19 protein-coding genes are annotated in these 20,748 nt (G+C 63.3%); 7 read left to right on the forward strand and 12 right to left on the reverse strand.

Annotated elements, in window-relative coordinates:
* Positions 1 to 61: 61 nt before the first annotated feature.
* The 9 genes from ACYQ2U_RS12785 to ACYQ2U_RS12825 form a co-directional block, all read right to left on the reverse strand.
* Positions 62 to 820, reverse strand: coding sequence for an outer membrane protein (locus ACYQ2U_RS12785; RefSeq protein WP_459950763.1), 759 nt, complete (start codon positions 818 to 820; stop codon positions 62 to 64).
* Between the two features lie 213 nt (positions 821 to 1,033).
* On the reverse strand, positions 1,034 to 1,723 hold the full coding sequence (locus ACYQ2U_RS12790) for an SIMPL domain-containing protein (protein ID WP_459950764.1): 690 nt from the start codon (positions 1,721 to 1,723) through the stop codon (positions 1,034 to 1,036).
* Between the two features lie 11 nt (positions 1,724 to 1,734).
* Positions 1,735 to 2,256 carry a gamma carbonic anhydrase family protein gene (locus tag ACYQ2U_RS12795; protein ID WP_459950765.1) on the reverse strand — a complete coding sequence of 174 codons (522 nt, stop codon included), beginning with the start codon at positions 2,254 to 2,256 and terminating at the stop codon, positions 1,735 to 1,737.
* A 4-nt stretch (positions 2,257 to 2,260) separates the two neighbouring features.
* Complete coding sequence (locus ACYQ2U_RS12800) at positions 2,261 to 3,736, reverse strand: aminoacyl-histidine dipeptidase (RefSeq protein ID WP_459950766.1); 1,476 nt, start codon at positions 3,734 to 3,736, stop codon at positions 2,261 to 2,263.
* A gap of 61 nt (positions 3,737 to 3,797) precedes the next feature.
* Positions 3,798 to 4,652 carry an Hsp33 family molecular chaperone HslO gene (gene hslO / locus ACYQ2U_RS12805; RefSeq protein ID WP_459950767.1) on the reverse strand — a complete coding sequence of 285 codons (855 nt, stop codon included), beginning with the start codon at positions 4,650 to 4,652 and terminating at the stop codon, positions 3,798 to 3,800.
* A 6-nt stretch (positions 4,653 to 4,658) separates the two neighbouring features.
* Positions 4,659 to 5,006 carry an arsenate reductase gene (locus ACYQ2U_RS12810; RefSeq protein WP_459950768.1) on the reverse strand — a complete coding sequence of 116 codons (348 nt, stop codon included), beginning with the start codon at positions 5,004 to 5,006 and terminating at the stop codon, positions 4,659 to 4,661.
* Positions 5,007 to 5,702: 696 nt separating this feature from the next.
* Positions 5,703 to 6,143 carry a hypothetical protein gene (locus ACYQ2U_RS12815; RefSeq protein WP_459950769.1) on the reverse strand — a complete coding sequence of 147 codons (441 nt, stop codon included), beginning with the start codon at positions 6,141 to 6,143 and terminating at the stop codon, positions 5,703 to 5,705.
* A gap of 209 nt (positions 6,144 to 6,352) precedes the next feature.
* Positions 6,353 to 7,534: an MFS transporter gene (locus ACYQ2U_RS12820; RefSeq protein ID WP_459950770.1), complete on the reverse strand. Its 1,182-nt coding sequence runs from the start codon at positions 7,532 to 7,534 to the stop codon at positions 6,353 to 6,355.
* Positions 7,535 to 7,674: 140 nt separating this feature from the next.
* The gene (locus tag ACYQ2U_RS12825; RefSeq protein WP_459950771.1) at positions 7,675 to 8,907 is read right to left on the reverse strand and encodes an MFS transporter; all 1,233 of its coding nucleotides are present in this window, start codon (positions 8,905 to 8,907) and stop codon (positions 7,675 to 7,677) included.
* Between the two features lie 213 nt (positions 8,908 to 9,120).
* Here ACYQ2U_RS12825 and ACYQ2U_RS12830 point away from each other — a divergent pair, with 213 nt between their 5' ends.
* On the forward strand, positions 9,121 to 9,465 hold the full coding sequence (locus ACYQ2U_RS12830; RefSeq protein ID WP_459950772.1) for an ArsR/SmtB family transcription factor: 345 nt from the start codon (positions 9,121 to 9,123) through the stop codon (positions 9,463 to 9,465).
* A 5-nt stretch (positions 9,466 to 9,470) separates the two neighbouring features.
* Positions 9,471 to 9,923: an SRPBCC family protein gene (locus tag ACYQ2U_RS12835; RefSeq protein WP_459950773.1), complete on the forward strand. Its 453-nt coding sequence runs from the start codon at positions 9,471 to 9,473 to the stop codon at positions 9,921 to 9,923.
* Between the two features lie 103 nt (positions 9,924 to 10,026).
* Here ACYQ2U_RS12835 and ACYQ2U_RS12840 read toward each other — a convergent pair whose 3' ends face one another.
* On the reverse strand, positions 10,027 to 12,363 hold the full coding sequence (locus ACYQ2U_RS12840) for a Tex family protein (protein WP_459950774.1): 2,337 nt from the start codon (positions 12,361 to 12,363) through the stop codon (positions 10,027 to 10,029).
* 128 nt (positions 12,364 to 12,491) lie between these two features.
* Here ACYQ2U_RS12840 and ACYQ2U_RS12845 point away from each other — a divergent pair, with 128 nt between their 5' ends.
* From ACYQ2U_RS12845 to ACYQ2U_RS12855, 3 genes are all read left to right on the forward strand, one after another.
* Positions 12,492 to 14,003: a DNA recombination protein RmuC gene (locus ACYQ2U_RS12845; protein ID WP_459950775.1), complete on the forward strand. Its 1,512-nt coding sequence runs from the start codon at positions 12,492 to 12,494 to the stop codon at positions 14,001 to 14,003.
* A 161-nt stretch (positions 14,004 to 14,164) separates the two neighbouring features.
* Positions 14,165 to 14,854, forward strand: coding sequence for a Bax inhibitor-1/YccA family protein (locus tag ACYQ2U_RS12850; RefSeq protein WP_459950776.1), 690 nt, complete (start codon positions 14,165 to 14,167; stop codon positions 14,852 to 14,854).
* Positions 14,855 to 15,114: 260 nt separating this feature from the next.
* Entirely contained in the window at positions 15,115 to 16,194 is a 1,080-nt protein-coding gene (locus tag ACYQ2U_RS12855) for an alpha/beta fold hydrolase (protein WP_459950777.1), read from the forward strand.
* A 139-nt stretch (positions 16,195 to 16,333) separates the two neighbouring features.
* Here the strand turns inward: ACYQ2U_RS12855 and ACYQ2U_RS12860 are convergent, their stop codons facing one another.
* Both ACYQ2U_RS12860 and rlmD read right to left on the reverse strand, forming a co-directional pair.
* The gene (locus ACYQ2U_RS12860; protein WP_459950778.1) at positions 16,334 to 16,807 is read right to left on the reverse strand and encodes a Crp/Fnr family transcriptional regulator; all 474 of its coding nucleotides are present in this window, start codon (positions 16,805 to 16,807) and stop codon (positions 16,334 to 16,336) included.
* Positions 16,808 to 17,157: 350 nt separating this feature from the next.
* Positions 17,158 to 18,489 carry a 23S rRNA (uracil(1939)-C(5))-methyltransferase RlmD gene (gene rlmD, locus ACYQ2U_RS12865; protein WP_459950779.1) on the reverse strand — a complete coding sequence of 444 codons (1,332 nt, stop codon included), beginning with the start codon at positions 18,487 to 18,489 and terminating at the stop codon, positions 17,158 to 17,160.
* Between the two features lie 45 nt (positions 18,490 to 18,534).
* Between rlmD and ACYQ2U_RS12870 the strand changes: the two genes are divergently transcribed.
* The gene (locus ACYQ2U_RS12870; RefSeq protein WP_459950780.1) at positions 18,535 to 19,683 is read left to right on the forward strand and encodes a JmjC domain-containing protein; all 1,149 of its coding nucleotides are present in this window, start codon (positions 18,535 to 18,537) and stop codon (positions 19,681 to 19,683) included.
* 151 nt (positions 19,684 to 19,834) lie between these two features.
* Positions 19,835 to 20,737 carry an NAD(+)/NADH kinase gene (locus ACYQ2U_RS12875; RefSeq protein WP_459950781.1) on the forward strand — a complete coding sequence of 301 codons (903 nt, stop codon included), beginning with the start codon at positions 19,835 to 19,837 and terminating at the stop codon, positions 20,735 to 20,737.
* Positions 20,738 to 20,748 lie beyond the last annotated feature (11 nt).

The following is a 20,748-nucleotide window of genomic DNA, read 5'->3' on the forward strand; positions in this document are numbered from 1 at the left end:
CGCCGGCGGATGCCGGCGTTGGTGATGGTGAGCGGGATCGGTCTGTCGCTAACCAGCCGCGTCAAAATCGATAGGTGAGTCCCACGTAGAGGGCGTGATTATCGAGGTCGGCCTTGTGGATCATGGTGCCGCCGGAGTTGTTGGTGGACGTCACATCGGACATCGTCGAGATCCGGTCGAACTTGGTGTAGAGATATTCCCCTCGGAACGACCACTTCTGATCCAGCGCGTATTCGCCGCCAAAGCCGAGACTCGTACCTGTCACCGAGGTCGACTTGGAACCGTGGGAGAAACCGGTAAACGCATTGTCCGTGTAGGTGGAGTTGAGCTTCAGGCGCGTGGCGGCAATGCCTGCGGTGACATAGGTCAGCCAATTGCGCTCGGCCCAACCGAGACGGAGCCGCAATCCGGCCATCCAATCGGCGGAGACCGATTGTCGAATGGTGCTTTGAGAACCGGGATTGGCATCCATTTCCTGCCGCGCCACGTGTTCCTTGTCGAGGGAGAGGCTCGTGGCGCTGGCCTCGATCCCGACGAGCACATTCCCGTACTGCTTGCCGTAGCCAAGAACCAGACCGCCTGACACGCCCAATTGATCCAGCTTGTTCTTGCCTACCCGGGCGATCTGGGCGGCATCGGTCGCGTCAAAGTATTGCAACCTGCCGGCCACCGAACTCACTTCCGATTTGCTGTCGGTGACGCCAAGCAGACCGCCCACATAGCCGCCCGACCAGTCGAGGCCCGATGCGGTCTGCGCTACGGCGCCATTGCTTATGCCCCATGCCAGCACCACAAGTGCACTTCCCAAAATCCCCTTCATCGCCGAGCCCCTGATTTGATTAAGGTGTAAAGCGATGGCATCTTAGCTTAACCGTGGCAAAAATCACAGAAGCATAGGGTTCGCATAAGGTTCGCATAAGGTGGGGGCTGAGAGGGAGGGGCGAGCAGGCCAGGCCTTGCCTGAGCGGGAGGCTATGGATACCAACACGTGGATTCCCGCCTTCGCGGGAATGACGACTTAATCAGTGTTTGCCTAGGGCAATACCTCGATCTGGCCGCTGACGGTGACCGTCACCTGGCTTTCGCCGGCCTCCAGGGGCAGTGCGGCGGCTTCGGCACGCAGGGCCATGGCCTTGGGGGCGTAGATCTGGCCCCGGCTGCTGTTCACGTTCAACTGCACGATGCGATAGTCCCGGCCCAGTTGCCGGGCGATTTGTTTCGCCTTGTCGCGGAACAGGGCGATGGCGTCCTGGGTGGCCTGGTCCTCGGCTTTGCCGCGGGTTTCCGGCGCCGGCTGGAGATGGATCTGGCCCACGCCCAGGGTGTTTTGCAACTGGCCGACCAATTCCGCCAGGGCCGGCAAGTCGCGGCTTTCCAGCAGCAGTTCGGAACGCATGCGCCAGGCGACGATGGCGCGGTCGTTCTTGCCGTAGATCGGGCTGGTCCAGGTGTTGCCGCTGCGGGTCTGTACCGCCGGGGTCTTTTTCGCCAGGGCCAGGGCCTGGGCGATGGCGCCGTTCACCTTGCGCGCCAGTTCCGCCGGACTGGCGGCGTCGGCTTCCATAAAGGCCGTGGCGCTGCCCTGGTCGTTGGGCGCGCTTTGCCGCGCCTCCACGGTGAAGTCCACCAGGGTGCCCTTGGCTGCCTCGGTGGTGGGCGCGGCGAGGGTGGTCTGGACGGGCAGGGCGATCAGCAGTCCCAACAACAGGGCGAAGGCACGCATGGCGGGCTCCTTTACAGGGCTTTGAGGGTGGTGGCGTAGCGCGCGCCGTTCTTGGCGTAATGCTCGGCGCTGCGGCTGATTCGAGCGATTTCCTCCGTCGTCAGTTCCCGCACCACCTTGCCCGGCGAGCCGATGATCAACACGCCTTCGGGGAATTCCTTGCCCTCGGGGATCAGGGTATTGGCCCCCACCAGGGTGTTGCGGCCGATCACCGCCCGGTTGAGCACGATGCTGCCGATGCCGATCAGGCAGTTATCGCCGATGGTGCAGCCGTGAATCATCACCATGTGGCCCACGGTCACGCCATTGCCGATTTGCAGATGGATGCCCGCATCGGTATGCAACACCGAGCCGTCCTGGATGTTGGTCTTGTCGCCGATGCTGATGCGGTCCGTGTCGCCCCGGATCACCGTGTTCCACCACACCGAGGCGCCGGCGCCCAGGTGCACGTCGCCGATCACCGTGGCGTTGGGCGCCACCCAGGCGTCGGGCGCAATGACGGGGGCTTTGTCGCCGAGTTGATAGAGGCTCATCACATCATCCTTTCGCGGCGGTTTTTGCGGGAATGGCCGCCAGCAGGGCCTTGAGCAGTTGCCAGCAACGGTCCACCGAGGCCACGTCCACCCGCTCGCCAGGGGCATGGGCGCCGACGATGTCGGGGCCGAAGGAAATCATGTCCATGGCCGGGTACTTGCCGCCGATCAGACCGCACTCCAGGCCGGCGTGGATCACCTTGATCTCCGGCGTCTGGCCGAATTCGCGCTGGAACACCTGCCGGGTCAGGGCCAGCAGGGCCGATTGGGGATTGGGCCGCCAGCCCGGGTAGGCCCCCACCTGTTCCACCGCCATGCCGGCCAGGGTGAACAGGTCGGTCAAGCTGGCCGCCAGTTCCTGTGCCGCCGCATCCACCAGGGAACGCAGCATGAACACCGCCTCTGCCTGCCCCTCGGCGATACGGATCACCCCCAGGTTGAGGGAGGTTTCCACCGTGTCATGGGCCTGCTGGCTCCAGCGCTGCACGCCCTGGGGCGCGGCGTGGAGGGCGGCGAGGATGCGTTGCTGGTCATTTCTGGCCATCACTTCCAATGCCGGCTCGGACACTTCCTCCACCAGCACCGTCACGCCTTCGTCCACGCCCGCCAGATCCAGGCGGAACTGGTGGCCCAACTGTGCGCACTGGCTGCGCAGGGCATCCAGATCGCCTGCGGCCACGGCCACCACGGCCTGGGCTTCCCGGGGCAGGGCGTTGCGCGAGGTGCCGCCGGTCAGGCTGGCCAGGCGCAGGGCGATGCCCTTGTTTTCCAGGGCGCGCAGCAGGCGCACCAGCAGCTTGATGGCGTGGCCCCGTTCGCGGTGAATGTCGATGCCCGAATGGCCGCCCATCAAGCCCTTCACCGTGATGCGCAGCGGGCGGTGGCCCGCCGGCAGGGCTTCCGCCTGCCAGTGGCTGGTGACAATGCTGTCCATGCCGCCGGCGCAGCCCAGGTACACCGCGCCCCATTCCTCGGTGTCGATGTTGAGCAGCAGTTCGCCTTCCAGCACGCCCTCGGGTAAGTGGCGGGCGCCGCCCATGCCGGCTTCCTCATCCACCGTCAGCAGCACCTCGAGGGGGCCGTGGGCGATGTCGTCCGCTTCCAGGGCCGCCAGGGCCAGGGCCACGCCGATGCCGTTGTCCGCGCCCAGGGTGGTGTGCTCCGCGCCCAGCCAGCCGTCCTTGAGCACGGCCTGGATCGCGTCGCGGTGAAAGTCGTGGCTGACGCCGTCGTTCTTCTGGCACACCATGTCGATGTGGCCTTGCAGGGTCACCGTGGGCCGGTTTTCCATGCCCGCCGTGGCCGGCCTGCGCAGGATCAGATTGCCCGCACCATCCACCAAGGTCGCCAGTCCCCGACCCTTGGCCCAGTTCAGCAGCTCGTCCCGCAGGCGTTGCTCATGCTTGGAGGGGCGGGGGATGCGGCACAGGGTATCGAAGTGCTTCCAGACGACGGTGGGTTCAATGGCGGCGATGTTCATGGGGAGGGAAACGGAAAGGGGCTGAGAAGTAAAAAGGGCGCATGAAGAATGCGCCCCGGTTTTAATGCAATGTGCGTTTGACCGGCGGGAAAAGCTGGTCCAGCACTTCCGGGCCGAAGCGGTAGGTGTGGTTGCAGATGTCGTCCACGATGACGATCTCGCCTTTCTCTTCCAGCAGGCCGGCGATTTCCTCCCGGCCCAGGGAGATCAACATGCCTCGCACTTTTTCCTCGTCGCGGGGGCAGTAGTAGCTGGCGGGCATCGCGTCGAACAGGCGCACGTTTTCCTCGGGGAACAGGCGGCGCAGCAGTTCTTCCGGCGCCAGGGCCAGTTCGCCGGCCTTCACCGTGTTGGCCAGCAGTTGCACCCGGTTCCAACCGTCCTCGTCCTTCTTGTCCGCGTCGGGCAGTTTTTGCAGGAACAGGCCGCAGGCGCTGCGTTCGTTGGCCGCCAGCCAGAGGCGGGACGGGGCCTGCTCCGAGGTTTCCAGGTAGTGCTCGAAAATCTCCGCCACCGTGTCGCCTTCCAGGGGCACGAAGCTCTGGTAGGGCCGGTCCAGGGCGGTGTTGGTTTGTAGGGTCAGCACCAGTTGGCCGTCCCCCAGCAGTTCGGGCACCGGCGCCGGGGCCAGGTCGGCGGGTGCCTTGGCCAGGCCGCGCAGGCGCAGTTGTTCGTCGCAATCCACCACCAGCAGGCGCAGCGCGCCGTGGCCCTGCACCTGGAAGGAAAGGCGACCCGGGGTCTTCAGATTGCTGCCGATCAAGGTGGTCACGGCGGCCATCTGGCCCAGCAGGTCGCGGGTGGTGGGCGCGTAGTCACGGCCCGCCTGCATGCCTTGCCAGGCATGGTCGAGATGGACGATGGCCCCCCGGATGTCCAGGTCTTCCAGCAAAAAACGGCTAACGCTATCGGTCATGGCCGCTCAATTCACAAAGCTGGCGAAGAGGCCGGCATCGAAGCCCACCAGCAACTGGCCGCTGGCGGTTTCCACCACCGGGCGCTTGATCAGGCTCGGGTTCGCCACCATCAGGGCCACCGCCTTGCTCTGGGTGGTGATTTCCTGGTCTTCGGGGGAAAGCTTGCGGTAGGTGGTGCCCTTGGTGTTCACCAGGGTCTTCCAGCCTACGGCGCGGCACCATTCCACCAGCCGGTCGCGGGGCACGCCTTCTTTCTTGTAATCGTGAAACTCATACGCCACGCCGTGCTCGTCGCACCAGTCGAAGGCTTTTTTCATGGAGTTGCAATTCTTGATGCCGTAAATCTTGGCCATGGAGGGCTCCTGCGTTGGGAGGGGAATTTTAGCAGGAGGGGTGAGGCAGGAATTGTGTGGTGAGGCGGCTATCGATCCTTTGCGGTCGTTGCTTGTTATGAAAATCGGTCCATCTCGACCGGCGGCTTAAGGTTCAGCGCCAGGACAACCACAGAAATAGCAAGTAGACGATCAAATAGAAGAAGGCTGTAAGCCCTCGTGCTCCTCTGTTATCAGCGGACGGATCGATCTGGGTGGACGGAAGAGACTGGAATCTCATGTGAACAGTTTCGTTCCGAAAGTAACTACGAATCTCCCAAGTGCTGATTAGCATTAGGAGGGGTTCCCAGAAACTGTGGATACCAAGATGTTCAGCACATAGTGATACCTTCAGCAAGGTAATTGCACACCCTAAGGACAATAACCACAGGGAGATGAAATAGGAAACTTTTCCCGGTGCGAAAAATTCGAGAAAAGTAGCGCCTTCCGGGATTGGCAAAGGAGGCACAGCCATTGCATCGGGGTTTTTTTGAGCTTGCTGCGACGCAAGTTCGTAGCAGCTGCGACAGGCTTCGGTGTACGGCGGGTTGTTTTCTCTGCAGTGGTTGCAAATCCAAGAATGGTCGGGCATGTGTGGTGTTCAACGTTCTTGGTAATCGGCGCTGCGTGGCTTCATGTTCCACCGTCCGTGTTTACCGACGGGGTTTAGACATCTGGTTAGTATTGGGCGAACAACTGGCGAATGTCATCATCAGTTTTGAACGTATTGAGCATCCATCCACCCTTGCCTCGATAAAAGTAGAAAACCCAGCGCATGGGATGTTTTTCAAATCGATGCACATAGGTTAGCCGAAGCAGATTCTCTCCCGCCTTTTCTTCGCGAATAAACTCGGTTCCAACACTCTTACCGAAACGTAACGACATGGCGGGTAACTGCATCTTTAGCTGCTCTCGCATTACATCGAACTCCGGGGTCGGAACCAAGAGAAATGGCTTCGTTAACAGAAGCCCTGCCTCAATTTCTCCCGCACCTATCTTCGCCATAACCCGGTCAGCCAGTTGTCTGGCTTCGATGGGATTGGCGAGGGAATCCGCAAACGCAAGGGTGTGTGTAAATAGTAGGACCGCGATAGCGTTGAGTCGAAAAAATAAGTGCATACAACTCTCCTTAGAGGACTAACTGTGTTTACCCTGTGTCCGTACAACAATTGATATTGATATCGACTACGCTCGATTTGTGGCCACTTTTTCATGGCTATTAGCCATTTGTCATTTACGCTGCAGTATAACGACTCCGATATGGAGGACGGCCAGCAAGCCTATAGTCTAGAGTGTCTAGATCGACTCTTGGCCGATTGGTGATGGAGTTAGTTTTGTTGTGATTTAAAACTCCATCCCAGCCCCAGCATCCCCAAACTCCCCACCGCCAGCCCCCAAGCCAGCGGCCCATTTCCGGCTACATCCAGAATTACCCCGAACACCAGCGGCGCAATGAAGCCGGCACCAAAACCCAGCAGCGAATACAGCGCCATGGCCGCGCCCCGTTGGGCCGGTGGGGTCACTTCCACCAGCCCCGCCGTGAGGGAGGCCGAGTCGGCCATGACGGCGATGAAATAGACGGCCAGCACCAACAGCATCAGCCACCAGGGGGCGCTGGCGGCGAAGCCGGCCAGCCAGCAGAGCAGGGCGGCGGCCACCATGACGCTGGCGATCCAGCGTTTGCGGCCCAGCTTGCCGGCGGCTTCGTTGCCCAGGATGCTGGCGGGCAGCCCCAGCAGGTTGATGGCGGCGGCGGCCTCGGTGGCGCTGAGCCAGGGCTGGCTACTGCCGAGGCCGTAGCCGAAGGCGATGAAGGCCACCATCCAGGAGCGCAGGCCGAAGAGTTCCCAGCAGTGGGCGCCGTAGCCGAGGATGTAGGTTCGGGTTTGCTTTTGCTCCAGCACGTCGCCGAAGCGGGGCAGCCAGCCGCTTTGACGATGGACCTCGGGCGCCTGGGGGGCGAGGGCGACGATAAAGATCGCCGCCGCCAGCAGCGGCCCAACAGCTAGCAGGGTGACGGTGGTGGACCAGGGCAGGGTCTTGCCCAGTTGTCCGGCCAGGATGAGGGAAAGGCTGGTGCCGATGCCGAAGGTGGCGGTGTAGAAGGCGATGTAGCGGGACTGGCGCGGGCTCTGCACCCGGTCGGTGAGGGCCTTGAGGCCCGGCATGTAGGTGCCCGCCAAGCCGGCGCCGGTCAACGCTTGGAAGGCGGCGGCGGTGAAGGCGCCTTGGGCGAAGGCGGCAAAGCCCGCCATGCCGGCGACGGCGAGAAAACAGGAGGCGACGAACACCTGACGGGCGTCGAGCCGGTCGGTGATGCCGGCGAGGAAGGGCACCGCCACCATGTAGCCGAAGAAGAAGGCGCCGCCGGCAAAACCCGCCTCGGCGCCGCTCATGCCCCACAGGGCCTTGAGTTCCGCGAGGAAGGCCGGGTAGGCGGCAAAGCCCGTCATGCTCAGGGCTTCGGCCAGGCAGATGAGGGCGACGAGGCGGCGCGGGCCGTGGGGCATGGCGATGGGTGGGCTCGGGGCAGGGACGGGCCCCTACCTTAACGCAATCCTGCCCATTCGGCGCTAGTGGGATGCCGGCGCGTTTGCGGCATGGCTGGGGCTTCGACAGGCTCAGCCCGAACGGTTGAAAGCGTGCTTTTTCAGTGCCCTTGCAGGCTTTCAGCCTTGCGCAGTTGGGGGAACCAGATCATCCAGAGCAGGGTGACGCCCAGGCTGAGGGCACCGCCCAGGATTACGGCGGGCACGGCGCCAAACCAGGCGGCGGTGACGCCGGATTCGAATTCGCCCAGTTGGTTGGAGGCGCCGATGAAAATGCTGTTCACGGCACTGACCCGGCCGCGCATGTGGTCGGGGGTTTGCAACTGCACCAGGGAGCCGCGAATCACCACGCTCACCATATCGGCAGCGCCGAGCAGGGCGAGGATGGCGAGGGACAGGCCCAGGTGGGTGGATAGGCCGAAGCCGATGGTAGCCAGGCTGAACAGGGCCACGGAGACGAACAGGATGTGGCCCACCCGCTTGTCCAGGGGATGGCGGGCCAGCCAGAAGGAAATCAACAGGGCGCCCACTGCCGGCGCGGCGCGCAGCAGGCCCAGGCCCCAGGCGCCGGTGTGCAGCAGTTCCTCGGCGATGATGGGCATGAGGGAGGTGGCGCCGCCGAACAGCACGGCGAACATGTCGAGGGAGATGGCCCCCAGCACCACCTTCTGGCCACGGATGAAGGCGAGGCCCTCGATGAATTTCTGCCATTCGCCGCCGGCCTGGCCCGTGGTCAGGGGCGGTTGGGGCGGTAGGGCCTGGAAGGCAAAGGTGGCGACGACGAACAGGGCCAGGGTGACGCCGTACACCGTGGTGGCGCCGAAGGCGTAGAGCAGGCCGCCCAGGGCGGGGCCGATGATGAAGGCCGCCTGCATGGCCGAGGCGCTGAGGGCCACGGCCTTTGACAGTTGATTGCCGGCCACCAATCGCGGCAACAGGGCAGCGGTGGCGGGCATGTCGAAGGCACGGGCACAACCGGACACGGCCACCAGCAGGAAAATCCACTCGCGACTGATGGCGTCCGTCACAGTGAGCAGCAGCAGGGCGCCCAAGGCCAGGCATTGCAGCAACTGGGATAGCACGGCGATGCGCTTGCGGTCGTGGCTGTCGGCCATGTTGCCGGCGGTGGCGGTGAGCAACAAGCGGGGCAGGAACTGAAACAGGCCCACCAGGCCCAGGTCCATGGCGCTACCGGTGAGTTGGTAAACCTGCCAGGCCACGGCCACGGTGAGCATCTGGTTGGCGGCGGCGGCGCTGATGCGGGCCAGCCAGAAGCGCAGGAAAACCGGATGGCGGAAAAGGGATGAGGCGTCGGTGGCTGGGGCGTCGGACATGATGGGGCGTCGTTGGTGAGCCCCTGTCATGGCGCGGCTTACGGCGACGCGGAGGCTTTTCTGTTGTTCGCTGGCCCACTGGGCAAGCGTAGCCCACTACTTTATCAGCCTTGCCGGATGGCGACCGTTTCCATGGTCCGGCCCACCACCTAGCGGTCTGGATTTTCCCCGCTTGCGCTTGACAGATGCGCTGCCTGCCTTTAATTTAACCAAATGGTTAATTACGATACGCAACTGGATGCCGTATTCACGGCCCTGGCTCACCCGGCCCGGCGGGCGATGTTGACGCGGCTCAGCAAGGGCGAGGCGACGGTGGGCGAACTGGCCGAGCCCTTGGCCATGTCGCTGCCCGCGGTCACTAAGCACCTGAAGGTCTTGGAACGGGCCCGCCTGATCAGTCGTGGCAAGAACGCGCAATGGCGGCCTTGCCGCCTGGAAGCCGCGCCGTTGGAAACGGCGGTGGATTGGATCGAGGAGCAGCGGAAGGTGTGGGAAGCCAGGCTGGATCGGCTGGAAACCTATTTGCAAAGTTTGGAAAAAACAGAAAGGGAAAGGTAATGGCGATGGTGGATAAAGACAGAGAGCTGATCCTGCAACGGGATATCCCCTTTGCCCGCGAACTGGTGTGGCGGGCGATGACCGACCCCGAGCACGTGAACCAGTGGTGGGGACCGGACGGTTTCAGGAACGAGGAGGTAACCCTGGACTTCCGCGTCGGCGGCGAATGGCGTTATGTGATGGTGGGGCCCGACGGCACCCGTTATCCCAACCTGTCGCTGTTCAAGGAAATCGTGCCCCCGTCGCGCCTGGTGTACGACCACGGCGATGGCCAGCGGGTGTGGTTTGAAACCACGGTCACCCTGGAACCCACGGCGACGGGCACCCTGGTTACTTTGCGCCAGCTTTATCCGAGCCAGGCGGCACGGGACGAGGTGGTCGAGAAATACGGCGCCATCGAGGGCGGCAAGCAGCACTTGGCAAAACTGGAGGCCTACGTCCGGCAACACCTGGCGTGATGCCTGGCGCTGCGGCAGAAAGTCTGCCTTGCCCGATAAAGACAACAGCCGGCAAGCGGGGGCATATCCCGCGTGCCGGCTGTTTGCGTAATGGCGGTCGAGCCTAGCGCTTGAGCTTGGCGAAGGCGGCGGCCATGGCGCCGCCGGCGGGGGCTTGCTGTTGCAGGCGGGAAGCGCCACTGCGGGACATGCGGTCATTGCGGTCGCCGCTGCTGCCAGGCGCGGAGCGCTTGCCCGGTTCGTCGGACATGCGCATGGAAAGGGCGACGCGACGGCGGCCCACGTCCACTTCCAGCACCTTGACCTTGACCACGTCGCCGGCCTTGACCACGGAGTGGGGGTCCTTGACGAATTTGTCGGATAGGGCGGAGATATGCACCAGACCATCCTGGTGCACGCCGATGTCTACAAAGGCGCCAAAGTTGGTGACGTTGGTGATGACGCCTTCGAGGATCATGCCTTCCTGCAAATCCTTGAGGTCTTCGACGCCTTCCTTGAAGGTGGCGGTCTTGAACTCGGGGCGGGGGTCGCGGCCAGGCTTTTCCAGTTCCTTGAGGATGTCCTGCACGGTGGGCAGACCGAACTTCTCGTCGGTGTACTTGGCGGCGCTGAGGGACTTCACGGCGCGGCTGTCGCCCAGCACTTCCTTGGCGCTCTTCTGGATGTCGGCCAGGATGCGCTCCACTACGGGGTAGGCTTCCGGGTGGACGGCTGAGGCATCAAGCGGGTTGTCGCCGCCCATGATGCGCAAGAAGCCGGCCGCCTGTTCAAAGGTCTTGTCGCCCAGCCGGGGCACCTTCAGCAACTCGTCGCGGCTCTTGAAGGCGCCGTTCTGGTCCCGGTAGCCGACGATGTTGGCAGCCAGGGTGCTGTTGAGGCCGGAGATGCGGGTCAGCAGGGGCACGGAGGCGGTGTTCACATCTACTCCCACGGAGTTCACGCAGTCTTCCACCACGGCGTCGAGGGACTTGGCGAGTTTGGACTGGTTCACGTCGTGCTGGTACTGGCCGACACCGATGGATTTGGGGTCGATTTTCACCAGCTCGGCCAACGGGTCTTGCAGGCGGCGGGCGATGGAAACGGCACCCCGCAGGGATACGTCCAGATTGGGGAATTCCTTGGCGGCCAGTTCCGAGGCGGAATAGACGGAAGCGCCGGCCTCGGACACGACCACCTTGGTCATGTGCAGCTGGGGCAGGCCCTTGATCAGGTCGGCGGCCAGTTTGTCGGTTTCGCGGCTGGCGGTGCCGTTGCCGATGGCGATGAGATCCACGTTGTGCTTGATGCACAGGGCGCCCAGTTCGGCCAGGGAGCCGTGCCAGTCGCGGCGGGGTTCGTGGGGGTAGATGGTGGTGGTGTCCAGCACCTTGCCGGTCTTGTCCACCACGGCCACCTTGCAGCCGGTGCGGATGCCGGGGTCCAGGCCCAGGGTGGCGCGGGGACCGGCAGGGGCCGCCAGCAGCAGATCTTTCAGGTTGCGGGCGAAAACGTGGATGGCTTCTTCTTCGGCCCGTTCGCGCAGCTGGTTCATGAGTTCCAGTTCCAGGTGCAGGGACAGCTTGACCATCCAGGCCCAGCGGGCGGTTTCGGTCAGCCACTTGTCGGCGGGGCGGTTCTCGTTGCGAATGCCGAAGTGCTTGGCCACCATGGTTTCGCAGGCGGAGGCCATGGGCGGGTCTTGCAGCTCCGGCTCGGTTTTCAGGGCCAGGCGCAGCACGCCTTCGTTACGGCCGCGGAACATGGCCAGGGCGCGGTGGGAGGGAATGTCGGCGATGGCTTCCTTGAAGTCGAACCAGTCGCGGAACTTGGCCACTTCGGCGGATTCGTCCTTGTCTTTGCCTTCCACCACGGCGGAAACCAGCAGGCCATGGTCGTTCAGGTAGTTGCGCAGCTTTTCCAGCAGGGTGGCGTCTTCGGAAAAACGCTCCATGAGAATCTGGCGGGCGCCATCCAGGGCGGCTTTCACGTCGGGCACGTGCTTTTCCGGCGGCTCGGTGGCGGTGTTCACGAACTTGGCGGCCTCGGTTTCGGGCGTCAAGGTGGGGTCGTTGAACAGGGCGTCGGCCAGGGGTTCCAGGCCTGCTTCCTTGGCGATCTGGGCCTTGGTGCGGCGCTTGGGCTTGTAGGGCAGATAGAGGTCTTCCAGGCGCTGCTTGGTATCGGCATTTTCCACGTCGTTGCGCAGCTCGGGGGTCAGCTTGCCTTGTTCCTCGATGGAGGCCAGCACGGCGGCGCGGCGCTCTTCCAGTTCCCGCAGGTAGCCGAGGCGTTCTTCCAGGTTGCGCAGCTGGGTATCGTCCAGGGCGCCCGTCACTTCCTTCCGGTAGCGGGCGATGAAGGGCACGGTGGCGCCTTCGTCCAGGAGTTGCACGGTGGCGGTGACTTGTTGCGGGCGGACACCCAGTTCTTCGGCAATACGGTGTTCGATGGGAGGCAGCATGAAACTTTCCGGGAGATGAAACAAAGGGGGCGCACTATGCAGCAAGCGGCAGCGCGGTGCAAGGCGCCGGCGTCATCGTCGTCACGGGCAAAGCCTAGGCATAATGTCGGCCTTGATTGCCCTCGAAAATGAAAAGCATGGATGGTCAGATAGTTAGCGTATTGGCGGGATTCGTCGGCCTTGGTCTGGGGGGTGTCGGCGCCTGGCTGCTGCTCAAGGGACGGATCGCCGATGCCCAGGAGCAGGGGCGGGCGGCCGTGTCCATCGATCTGGCCCGGGCCACGGAGCGGGTACGCGCCCTGGAAGAGGACCGTGCCCAGGCCCAGGCGGCCAGCCATCAACTACAAGGCCAGATCGGCCAGTTGCAAGCCCAGCAGGAGGCGGACCGGCAGGAAGTACTGCGCCTGTCCACCTCGGAGGCGGAAAAGGCCCAGTCGCTGCGGACCACCCAGGCCCGGCTGGCGGAGCTGGAAGCGGGCAACCAGGGGGAACGGGCCCAACGGGAACAGGCCGAGACCCAGGTGAGCCGGCTCAAGGCCGAGCTGGCCGAACTCAATGCCCGTTTCGAGGCCGAGAAACAGCAATCGGAGGAAAAACTGGCCCTGCTGCGCAGCGCCAGGGAAGAACTCTCCAACCAGTTCAAGACCCTGGCCAACGACATCCTGGAAGAAAAGGCCAAGCGCTTTACCGAGCAGAACCAGGCCAATCTGGGCACCCTGTTGGAGCCCTTGAAGACCAAGCTCACCGAGTTCCAGGGCAAGGTGGAAGAGGTGTACGTCAAGGAAGGCAAGGACCGCACAGCCCTGGCCGAGCAGGTGCGCCAGTTGATGGAACTGAACAACGCCCTGAGCCAGGACGCCAAGAACCTGACCCGGGCCCTCAAGGGGTCGAGCAAGGCCCAGGGTAACTGGGGCGAACTGATCCTGGAGCGGGTGCTGGAAGCCTCGGGTCTGCGCAAGGGCGAGGAATACGACGTGCAGGAAAGCCATACCCGGGAGGACGGCAGCCGCGCCCAGCCCGACGTGGTGATCCACCTGCCGGAAGAGCGCCATCTGGTAGTGGATGCCAAGGTGACCCTGACCGCCTACGATGACTACGCCTCGGCGGAGGAAGAGGGCGATCGTCAGGCAGCCCTGAAACGGCATCTGGAGTCGGTGCGCAGCCACATCCGTGGCCTGTCGGAACGCAACTACCAGGACCTCTACGGCATCCAGTCCCTGGACTTCGTGCTGATGTTCATCCCCATCGAGCCGGCCTTCATGGTGGCGGTGACCCAGGACAAGGATCTGTTCATGGACGCCTGGCAGAAGAACGTGCTGCTGGTGAGCCCGTCCACCCTGCTCTTCGTGGTGCGCACCGTGGCCCACCTGTGGCGTCAGGAGGCCCAGAACCGCAACGCCCAGGACATCGCCAAGCGGGGCGCCGAGCTGTACGACAAGCTGGTGGGCTTCGTCGAGGACCTGGAGTCCCTGGGCAACCGGCTCAAACAGGCGCAGAAGGATTACGACGGCGCCTACAACAAGCTGGCCGGTGGTCGCGGCAACGTGATCCGCCAAGCGGAAATGCTCAAGCAACTGGGCGTGAAACCGGCCAAAAACCTGCCCAACGGCCTGGTGGAACTGGCCGGCGAGGACGAGTAGGGCAGCCGTAGGCCGTTCGGGACGGATGAAGCCCTTGAAAAACCGGGATAAAGCCCCATTTGCTCGGCTGCGGGCGTGCAACTTTTTTGCCCTGGTTTGTGTCTACAATGCCGTTCGCCATATTTGTTGCTGATGCAATAACTCAAGGAGGTTCCCCAACCATGTCCATCGACATCCAGACCTATCAGACATCCGGTACCTACGCCGGCCAGCAGCACCGCGTCCTGCGCAACACCTACGCGCTGTTGGGCCTGTCCATGATCCCCACCGTCATCGGCGCCATCCTCGGCACCATGTTCGGCGTGTCCCTCATGGTGGGTAGTCCCATCATGTCCACGGTGATCTTCCTGGCCGTGAGTTGGGGCCTGATCTACGCCATCGAAAAGAATCGCAACAGCGGTACCGGCGTGGTCCTGCTGCTTGGCTTCACCTTCTTTATGGGCCTGATGCTTGGCCCCCTGTTGGCCTACACCTTGCACTTCCGCAACGGCGGCCAATTGATTGCCATGGCGGCAGGCGGCACCGGCGCCATCTTCTTCACCCTGGCCGGCATCGCTTCCACTGGCAAGCGCGACTTCAGCAAGATGGGCACCTTCCTCATGGCGGGCGCCGTGCTGATCCTGGTGGCGGCCCTAGCCAACATCTTCCTGCACCTGCCAGCCCTGTCCCTGGCCATTTCCGTGGTGGCTATCGCCGTGTTCTCCGGCTTTATCCTGTTCGACATCGACCGTATCGTGAAGGGCGGCGAAACCAGCTACGTCAGTGCCACTCTGGCCGTGTATCTGGACATCTACAACATCTTCACCAGCCTGCTGCAAATCCTGGGCGTGATCGGCGGCGACCGCGACTAAACGGACCCTCGCTTCATCCCCCAACGGCCACCCAAGGGTGGCCGTTTTGTTTGTGGTGCTGGCGGACGGCGCGTTTTGTGATTTTTGTTGCTACGCAGCAAAATATTGCCTACCTACCCCGCCAATAGCCTTGCCTTTCCCGAGGAGATCACTACACTAACAATTGTGCATTGCACAAATAACAAGGAGAGGCCATGGAAGTTCAATTAAGGCGGCTCCAAGCAAACGCTCGCCCCGCCATCAGAGAGCACCTCGACGCCATGACGTCCGAGGACCGGTTCACCCGCTTCGGCTTTGAGGTCACGCCGAAGGGCTTGGATCATTACACCGACAGCATCAATTTCAACCGCGATGTGGTCATCGGCGCCCATTACCGGGAACTGCTGATCGGCGTGGTTCACGTTGCCGTTTACCAGCGTGACCGACATCCGATCGGGGAGTTGGGCATCAGCGTGGATGGGTTTTGCCAGGGCAAGGGCGTCGGTCGGGTGCTGTTCGACCAGGCCTTGCAGCAGGCCCAACGCCGCAAGCTGACCATGCTGCATGTGCAGTACCTGCGGCGCAATAGCCGCATGGCGTCCCTTTGTCGCGGCCTGACCACCATCTTCGAGCAGGACAGCGAGGAAACGGCGTGCTCCATCAAGCTGGCCGATCCCGATCCGGCGGAGGCCTGCCGCCAGGAGGTGATCGACGGCATCGAGGTGTTCCATACGGACCTCGTCGATCCCCGCGACCACATCCTGTTCATTCACGGCGTGGCCGGTGACGGCTGGCAATGGCGGGAGAACTTCCTGCCGTACTTTGCCCGCCATGGCTACAGCGCCAGCGCGCTTTCCCTGCGGGGGCACGGTGGCAGCGAAAGCCGCGACGACGTTACCCTGCGCGGCTACGAAGAGGACGTTCATGCGGTGTTGCGGCACCTGGAGGTCAAGCCCAAGGTCATCGTCGGCCATTCCATGGGCGGCTTCCTGTCCCAACGGGTGTTGGAGCGCAACGGTGACATCGAGAAGGCGTCGTTGGTGACGTCGGTGCCGCCCTGGGGCCTGCTGCCGGGCACTTTGCAGCCGGTGCTGGAGCACATGGGCGACCCCCTCGGCAAGATGATCGCCATCCACGCCGCGGAGGGCAAGCCGGCCTACGTCAATCCCGACAACATCACGGCCGACGTGCAGGTGATCGGCGGTAGCCGCGACCGCATCATTCCCGCCGACGTGGTGACCGCCACGGCCCGTTCCTATGAAACCGATCCGATCATGATCGAGGATGCCGGCCATGCTGTGATTTCCAGCAGCAAGTGGCGGGAAGTGGCGGACCACATCATTCATCACTTGTCCCAATAGGCGCAGGCCCGAGGAGATGGCTTCCTTGACGCAAGGAGGCCATAGGGAAACGCTGGAGCAGGGCGCCGCTGGCGCCATGGGTGGTGGAGGGGCGGCGGCCCCGATGGGCCGGCGTTCGGGCTGGCCCTTAGTCGCCCTCTTAGTGGGACATGTGCGCCGCGATGACGAAGTCTGCCAATTCCCCGGATGCGTGCCGCAGGCGACGGGAAATGAGCGTGGCAAGACCCATGGCAAATTGGAAAGCCACGGTGGGATCATCCGAGGCAAGAGACTGAAAGGCCTCGTCGGTCATGACCAGAATGTCGCAACGCCGCTCCGCAATGCAGGTCGCCGATCTGGCCGAGCCTTCAATCAAGGCCATTTCGCCGACGGCAAGTCCCTTGCTGGCGTAGGTCAACAGCGGCTTGGCGCCGTTCTCGCTGTTTTTGTAGACGGCCACCTGCCCATCAACGATGAACAGCATGAAATTCCCCGCGTCACCCTCGCTGAAGATGACGGCATTCTTGTTCATCGTGCTGCGCGTGAGGTATTTCGAAATGATTTCTAGGCTTTTCTTGGGGTAAGCGCTGAAAAAATCCAATTGAGGAAGTAAATCCAGAATTTCTGCCGACACTGATGACCTCCGGTTCCCTTGTCATGCGGAGTTCATCGTGAACGCCGATAAGGGCAATACAAAGACTGTTTTTTGAACGCCGCGGGCGTCTGCGGGCGCAGACGCAAATGCGAATGGGCTTTATTGTAATGCCGTCGACATTTCTTCGGCCGAATCTTGGCCTGGATCCGGTTCGGGACGGGTTATGCGCCCGTTATCGGTGGTTGCGGACAAGCACGCAATGATGCCCTTGGCTGGCTTCAGGCTGGCAGACAGCCGGAACCCGGGGGATGATTTTCTTACTTATGGCCTATCCCCGGGGATGCCGATGAATAGGCTGGAATGCAGGCTTGGGCGGGTTTTCCCTTGTGCTAATCCCGTTCGAACAGGGCGATGGATTCCACGTGGGAGGTGTGGGGGAACATGTTGGCGATGCCGGCGCCCTTGAGGCGGTAGCCTTTTTCGTGGATCAGGATGGCAGCGTCCCGGGCCAGGGTGGATGGCTTGCAGGACACGTAAACGATGCGCTTGGGCGCATCGGCACCGAAGGACTTGACCAGTTCGGCGGCGCCATCCCGGGGCGGGTCGATCAGCATCTTGTCGAAGTGGCCCAGGGCCGCCAGGCTTTCCGGGGTGGCTTCGAATAGGTTGGCAACGCCGTATTCGCAGCGGTCTTCCAGGCCGTTGAGGATGGCATTGGCCCGCGCCCGCTCCACCAGTTCCTTGCTGCCCTCCACCCCCACCACGGTGGCACCGCTGCGGGCGATGGGCAGGGTGAAATTGCCCAGGCCGCAGAACATGTCGGCGATGCGCTCACCGGGCTGGGGCTGCAACAGCGCCATGGCGCGACGGACCAACAGCTTGTTCACGCCGTGGTTCACCTGGGTAAATTCAGTGGGCGAGAAGCGCAACTGGAGGCCGAATTCCGGCAGGGAATAGGCCAGGGGCGGCGTGTCCATCGGGTGGAATAGGTGGGCCGTGGCCGGTCCCTTGGGTTGCAGGTACCAGACGATGTCGTGCCGGTCGGCGAAGTCCCGCAGCAAGCTTGCGTCCCGGTCACTCAGGGGTTCCAGATTGCGCAGCACCAGGACCTTCTGGCCATCGCCTACGGCGACTTCGATCTGGGGCAGGCGTTGGCGGGCGTCCATCTGCGCCACCAGCTGCTTGAGGGGTGGCAGCAGGTCGGAAATGGCGGGGGGCAACACGGGGCAGGTGTCCATCACCGCCACGTAGGAACTGCGCCGTTCGTGGAAGCCCACCAGCACGCCGCCCTTTTTCTCGACGAAACGCACCGAGAGTCGGGCCCGCTGGCGGTAGCCCCAGGTGGCACTGGTGATGGGCGGATAGAGCACCTCGGGCTTGAGCTTGCCGATGTGCCACAGGGCGTCTTCCAGGATGCGCTGCTTGACGGCGGTCTGGGCCGCTGGGTGCAGGTGCTGCATGCTGCATCCGCCGCAGGTGCCGAAGTGGGGGCACTTCGGTGCCACCCGCAGGCTGGAGGTTTTGAGAATGCGGGTCGCCACCGCCTGCTCGTAGCTGGGTTTGCGGTGATGGCTGCTGTACTCCACCCATTCCCCGGGTAGGGCATCTTCGATGAAAATGACCTTGCCGTTTGCGTGGGCGATGCCGCGGCCTTCATGGTCCAGGGATTCGATCAGGACGGGGGCTTCGCCGGGAGTGAGGCGCGGTTTCTGGGCACGCATGGAAATTGAGCGGGGAGGGCAAAGGGGCGCAATTATAATGGGACGATGAAACCAAACCGCACATCCTCCGCCTCCCGGCACAACGAACCGTTGGCCCTGCTCGGTGGCCTTTCCCCCAAGCAGTTCCTGGCGGAATACTGGCAAAAGAAACCCCTCTTGATCCGCAACGCCGTGCCGGGCTTTACCGGCCTGCTGAGCCGGGACGAGATGTTCGCCGCCGCGCGCCGCGATGACGTGGAATCCCGCCTGGTAAGCCGTGAAGGCGGCGACTGGGACCTGCGCCGCGGACCCTTTGCGGCCAAGGATCTGAAGCCTCGCAAGCATCCCTGGACCGTGCTGGTGCAAGGACTCAACCTGATCCTGCCCGGCGCCGAGGCCCTGATGCAGCGGTTCAACTTCATTCCCCATGCCCGCCTCGATGACGTGATGGTGAGTTGGGCCAGCGATGGCGGCGGTGTCGGTCCCCACTTCGACAACTACGACGTTTTCCTGTTGCAGGGCATCGGCCAGCGCCATTGGCGCATTGGCGCCAACAAGGACCAGACCCTGGTGGATGGCTTGCCGATCCGCATCCTAAAGCACTTCAAGCCCAGCAAGGAGTGGGTGCTCAACCCCGGCGACATGCTTTATCTGCCCCCCCAGTACGCCCACGACGGCATCGCGGTGGGGGAGTGCATGACCTATTCCGTGGGTTTCCGCACCGCGCCGGCCCAGGAACTGGCGGAAGGTTTCCTCGGCTTCCTCCAGGACAAGCTCTGTCTCGCCGGCCGTTACGCCGATCCCGGGCTCAAGCCGGCCAAGCACCCGGGAGAAATCACCGCCGAGATGGTGGACCAGGTGGCGGACATGCTGGCCAAAATCCGTTGGGACAAGGGACTGGTGCGGGACTTTCTCGGCGAACACCTGACCGAGCCCAAGCCCCACGTCTTCTTCGACCCACCCGAAAACCCTTTGAGCGAAGCCAGGTTCGTGGCTGCCGCCGTGAAAAAGGGCTTGCGCCTCGATGCGCGAACCCAATTGCTGTTTGCCGGCAAGCAGTTCTACTTGAACGGCGAGACCGTGGAGGGCGTCGAGGCGGCGGATCGTTCCGCCTTGCAGGCCCTGGCCGACGACCGCTGCCTGACGGCGGTGGATGCCGCCCTGGCCCGGCAGTTGTATGGCTGGTATTGCGACGGCTTCATTCATCTGCGCTGAAAGGCGTCGCTTTGCCCGGGACCGGCAGCCCCTGCGGCATGGGGCCCGAGGCGGCCGTGGTGCCGCCCCGGGCTGCCTTGGCATCGCGTAAAGCCGCTTCCCGGGCTCTTCTCCGGCCTATGCCGGGGGGCTTTTGTGGTTAAATCGGCCCATGTCTTCTACACCCCCTTTTGTCCTTCGCAGCGCCGCCCTGATCGGCAAATTCCGTAGCCCGGACGTGGCTGAATCCCTGGTCGCCCTGGCGGATTTCCTGTTCAAGCAAGGCGTGGATGTCCGGGTGGAGGAGGGCACCGCCGCCGCCACCGGTCTCAAGGACTATCCCACGGTTTCCTACACCGCCATCGCCAGCCGTTGCGTCGCTGTCGACGTGGCGATCGTCGTCGGCGGCGATGGCACCTTCCTCAATGCTGCCCGCAACCTGGCTGCCAGCGGCGTGCCCCTGCTCGGGGTCAACCAGGGGCGGCTCGGTTTCATGACGGATTTGTCCCGGGACCAGATGCTGTCGGGCATGGCCGACCTGCTGGCCGGCAAGTTCCACCGGGAAGAGCGCTTCATGTTCCAGGCCGACCTGGTCCGCGATGGCAAGACCGTCGCCACCAACCTGGCCCTCAACGACGTGGTGCTGTCCAAGGGCGACGCGGGTCGCATGATCGAGTTCGAACTGCACCTGGACGGCGAGTTCATCTACGTGCTGCGGGCCGACGGCATGATCGTGGCGACGCCCACCGGCTCCACCGCCTACGCCTTGTCCGCCAACGGTCCTATCCTGCACCCGGCGGTGCAGGGCATCGCCATCGTGCCCCTCTGTCCCCATGGCCTGTCCTATCGGCCGATCAGCGTCAGCGCCAACAGCACCATCGAACTCAAGCTGCTCCATCCCCACGATGCCCTGCTGCACTTCGACGGACAGGACCATTGCGACGCCCGTGCCGAGGACAGGCTGGTCATCCGCCGCGCCAGCCAGAATATCGTTTTCCTGCACCCGCCCGGCTACAGCTATTTCGCCATGTTGCGGGAAAAGCTCCAGTGGAGCGCCACCCCGAAGCGTTCTTGACCCGGATAAGC

The sequence above is a fragment of the Denitratisoma sp. agr-D3 genome, from assembly GCF_054658675.1.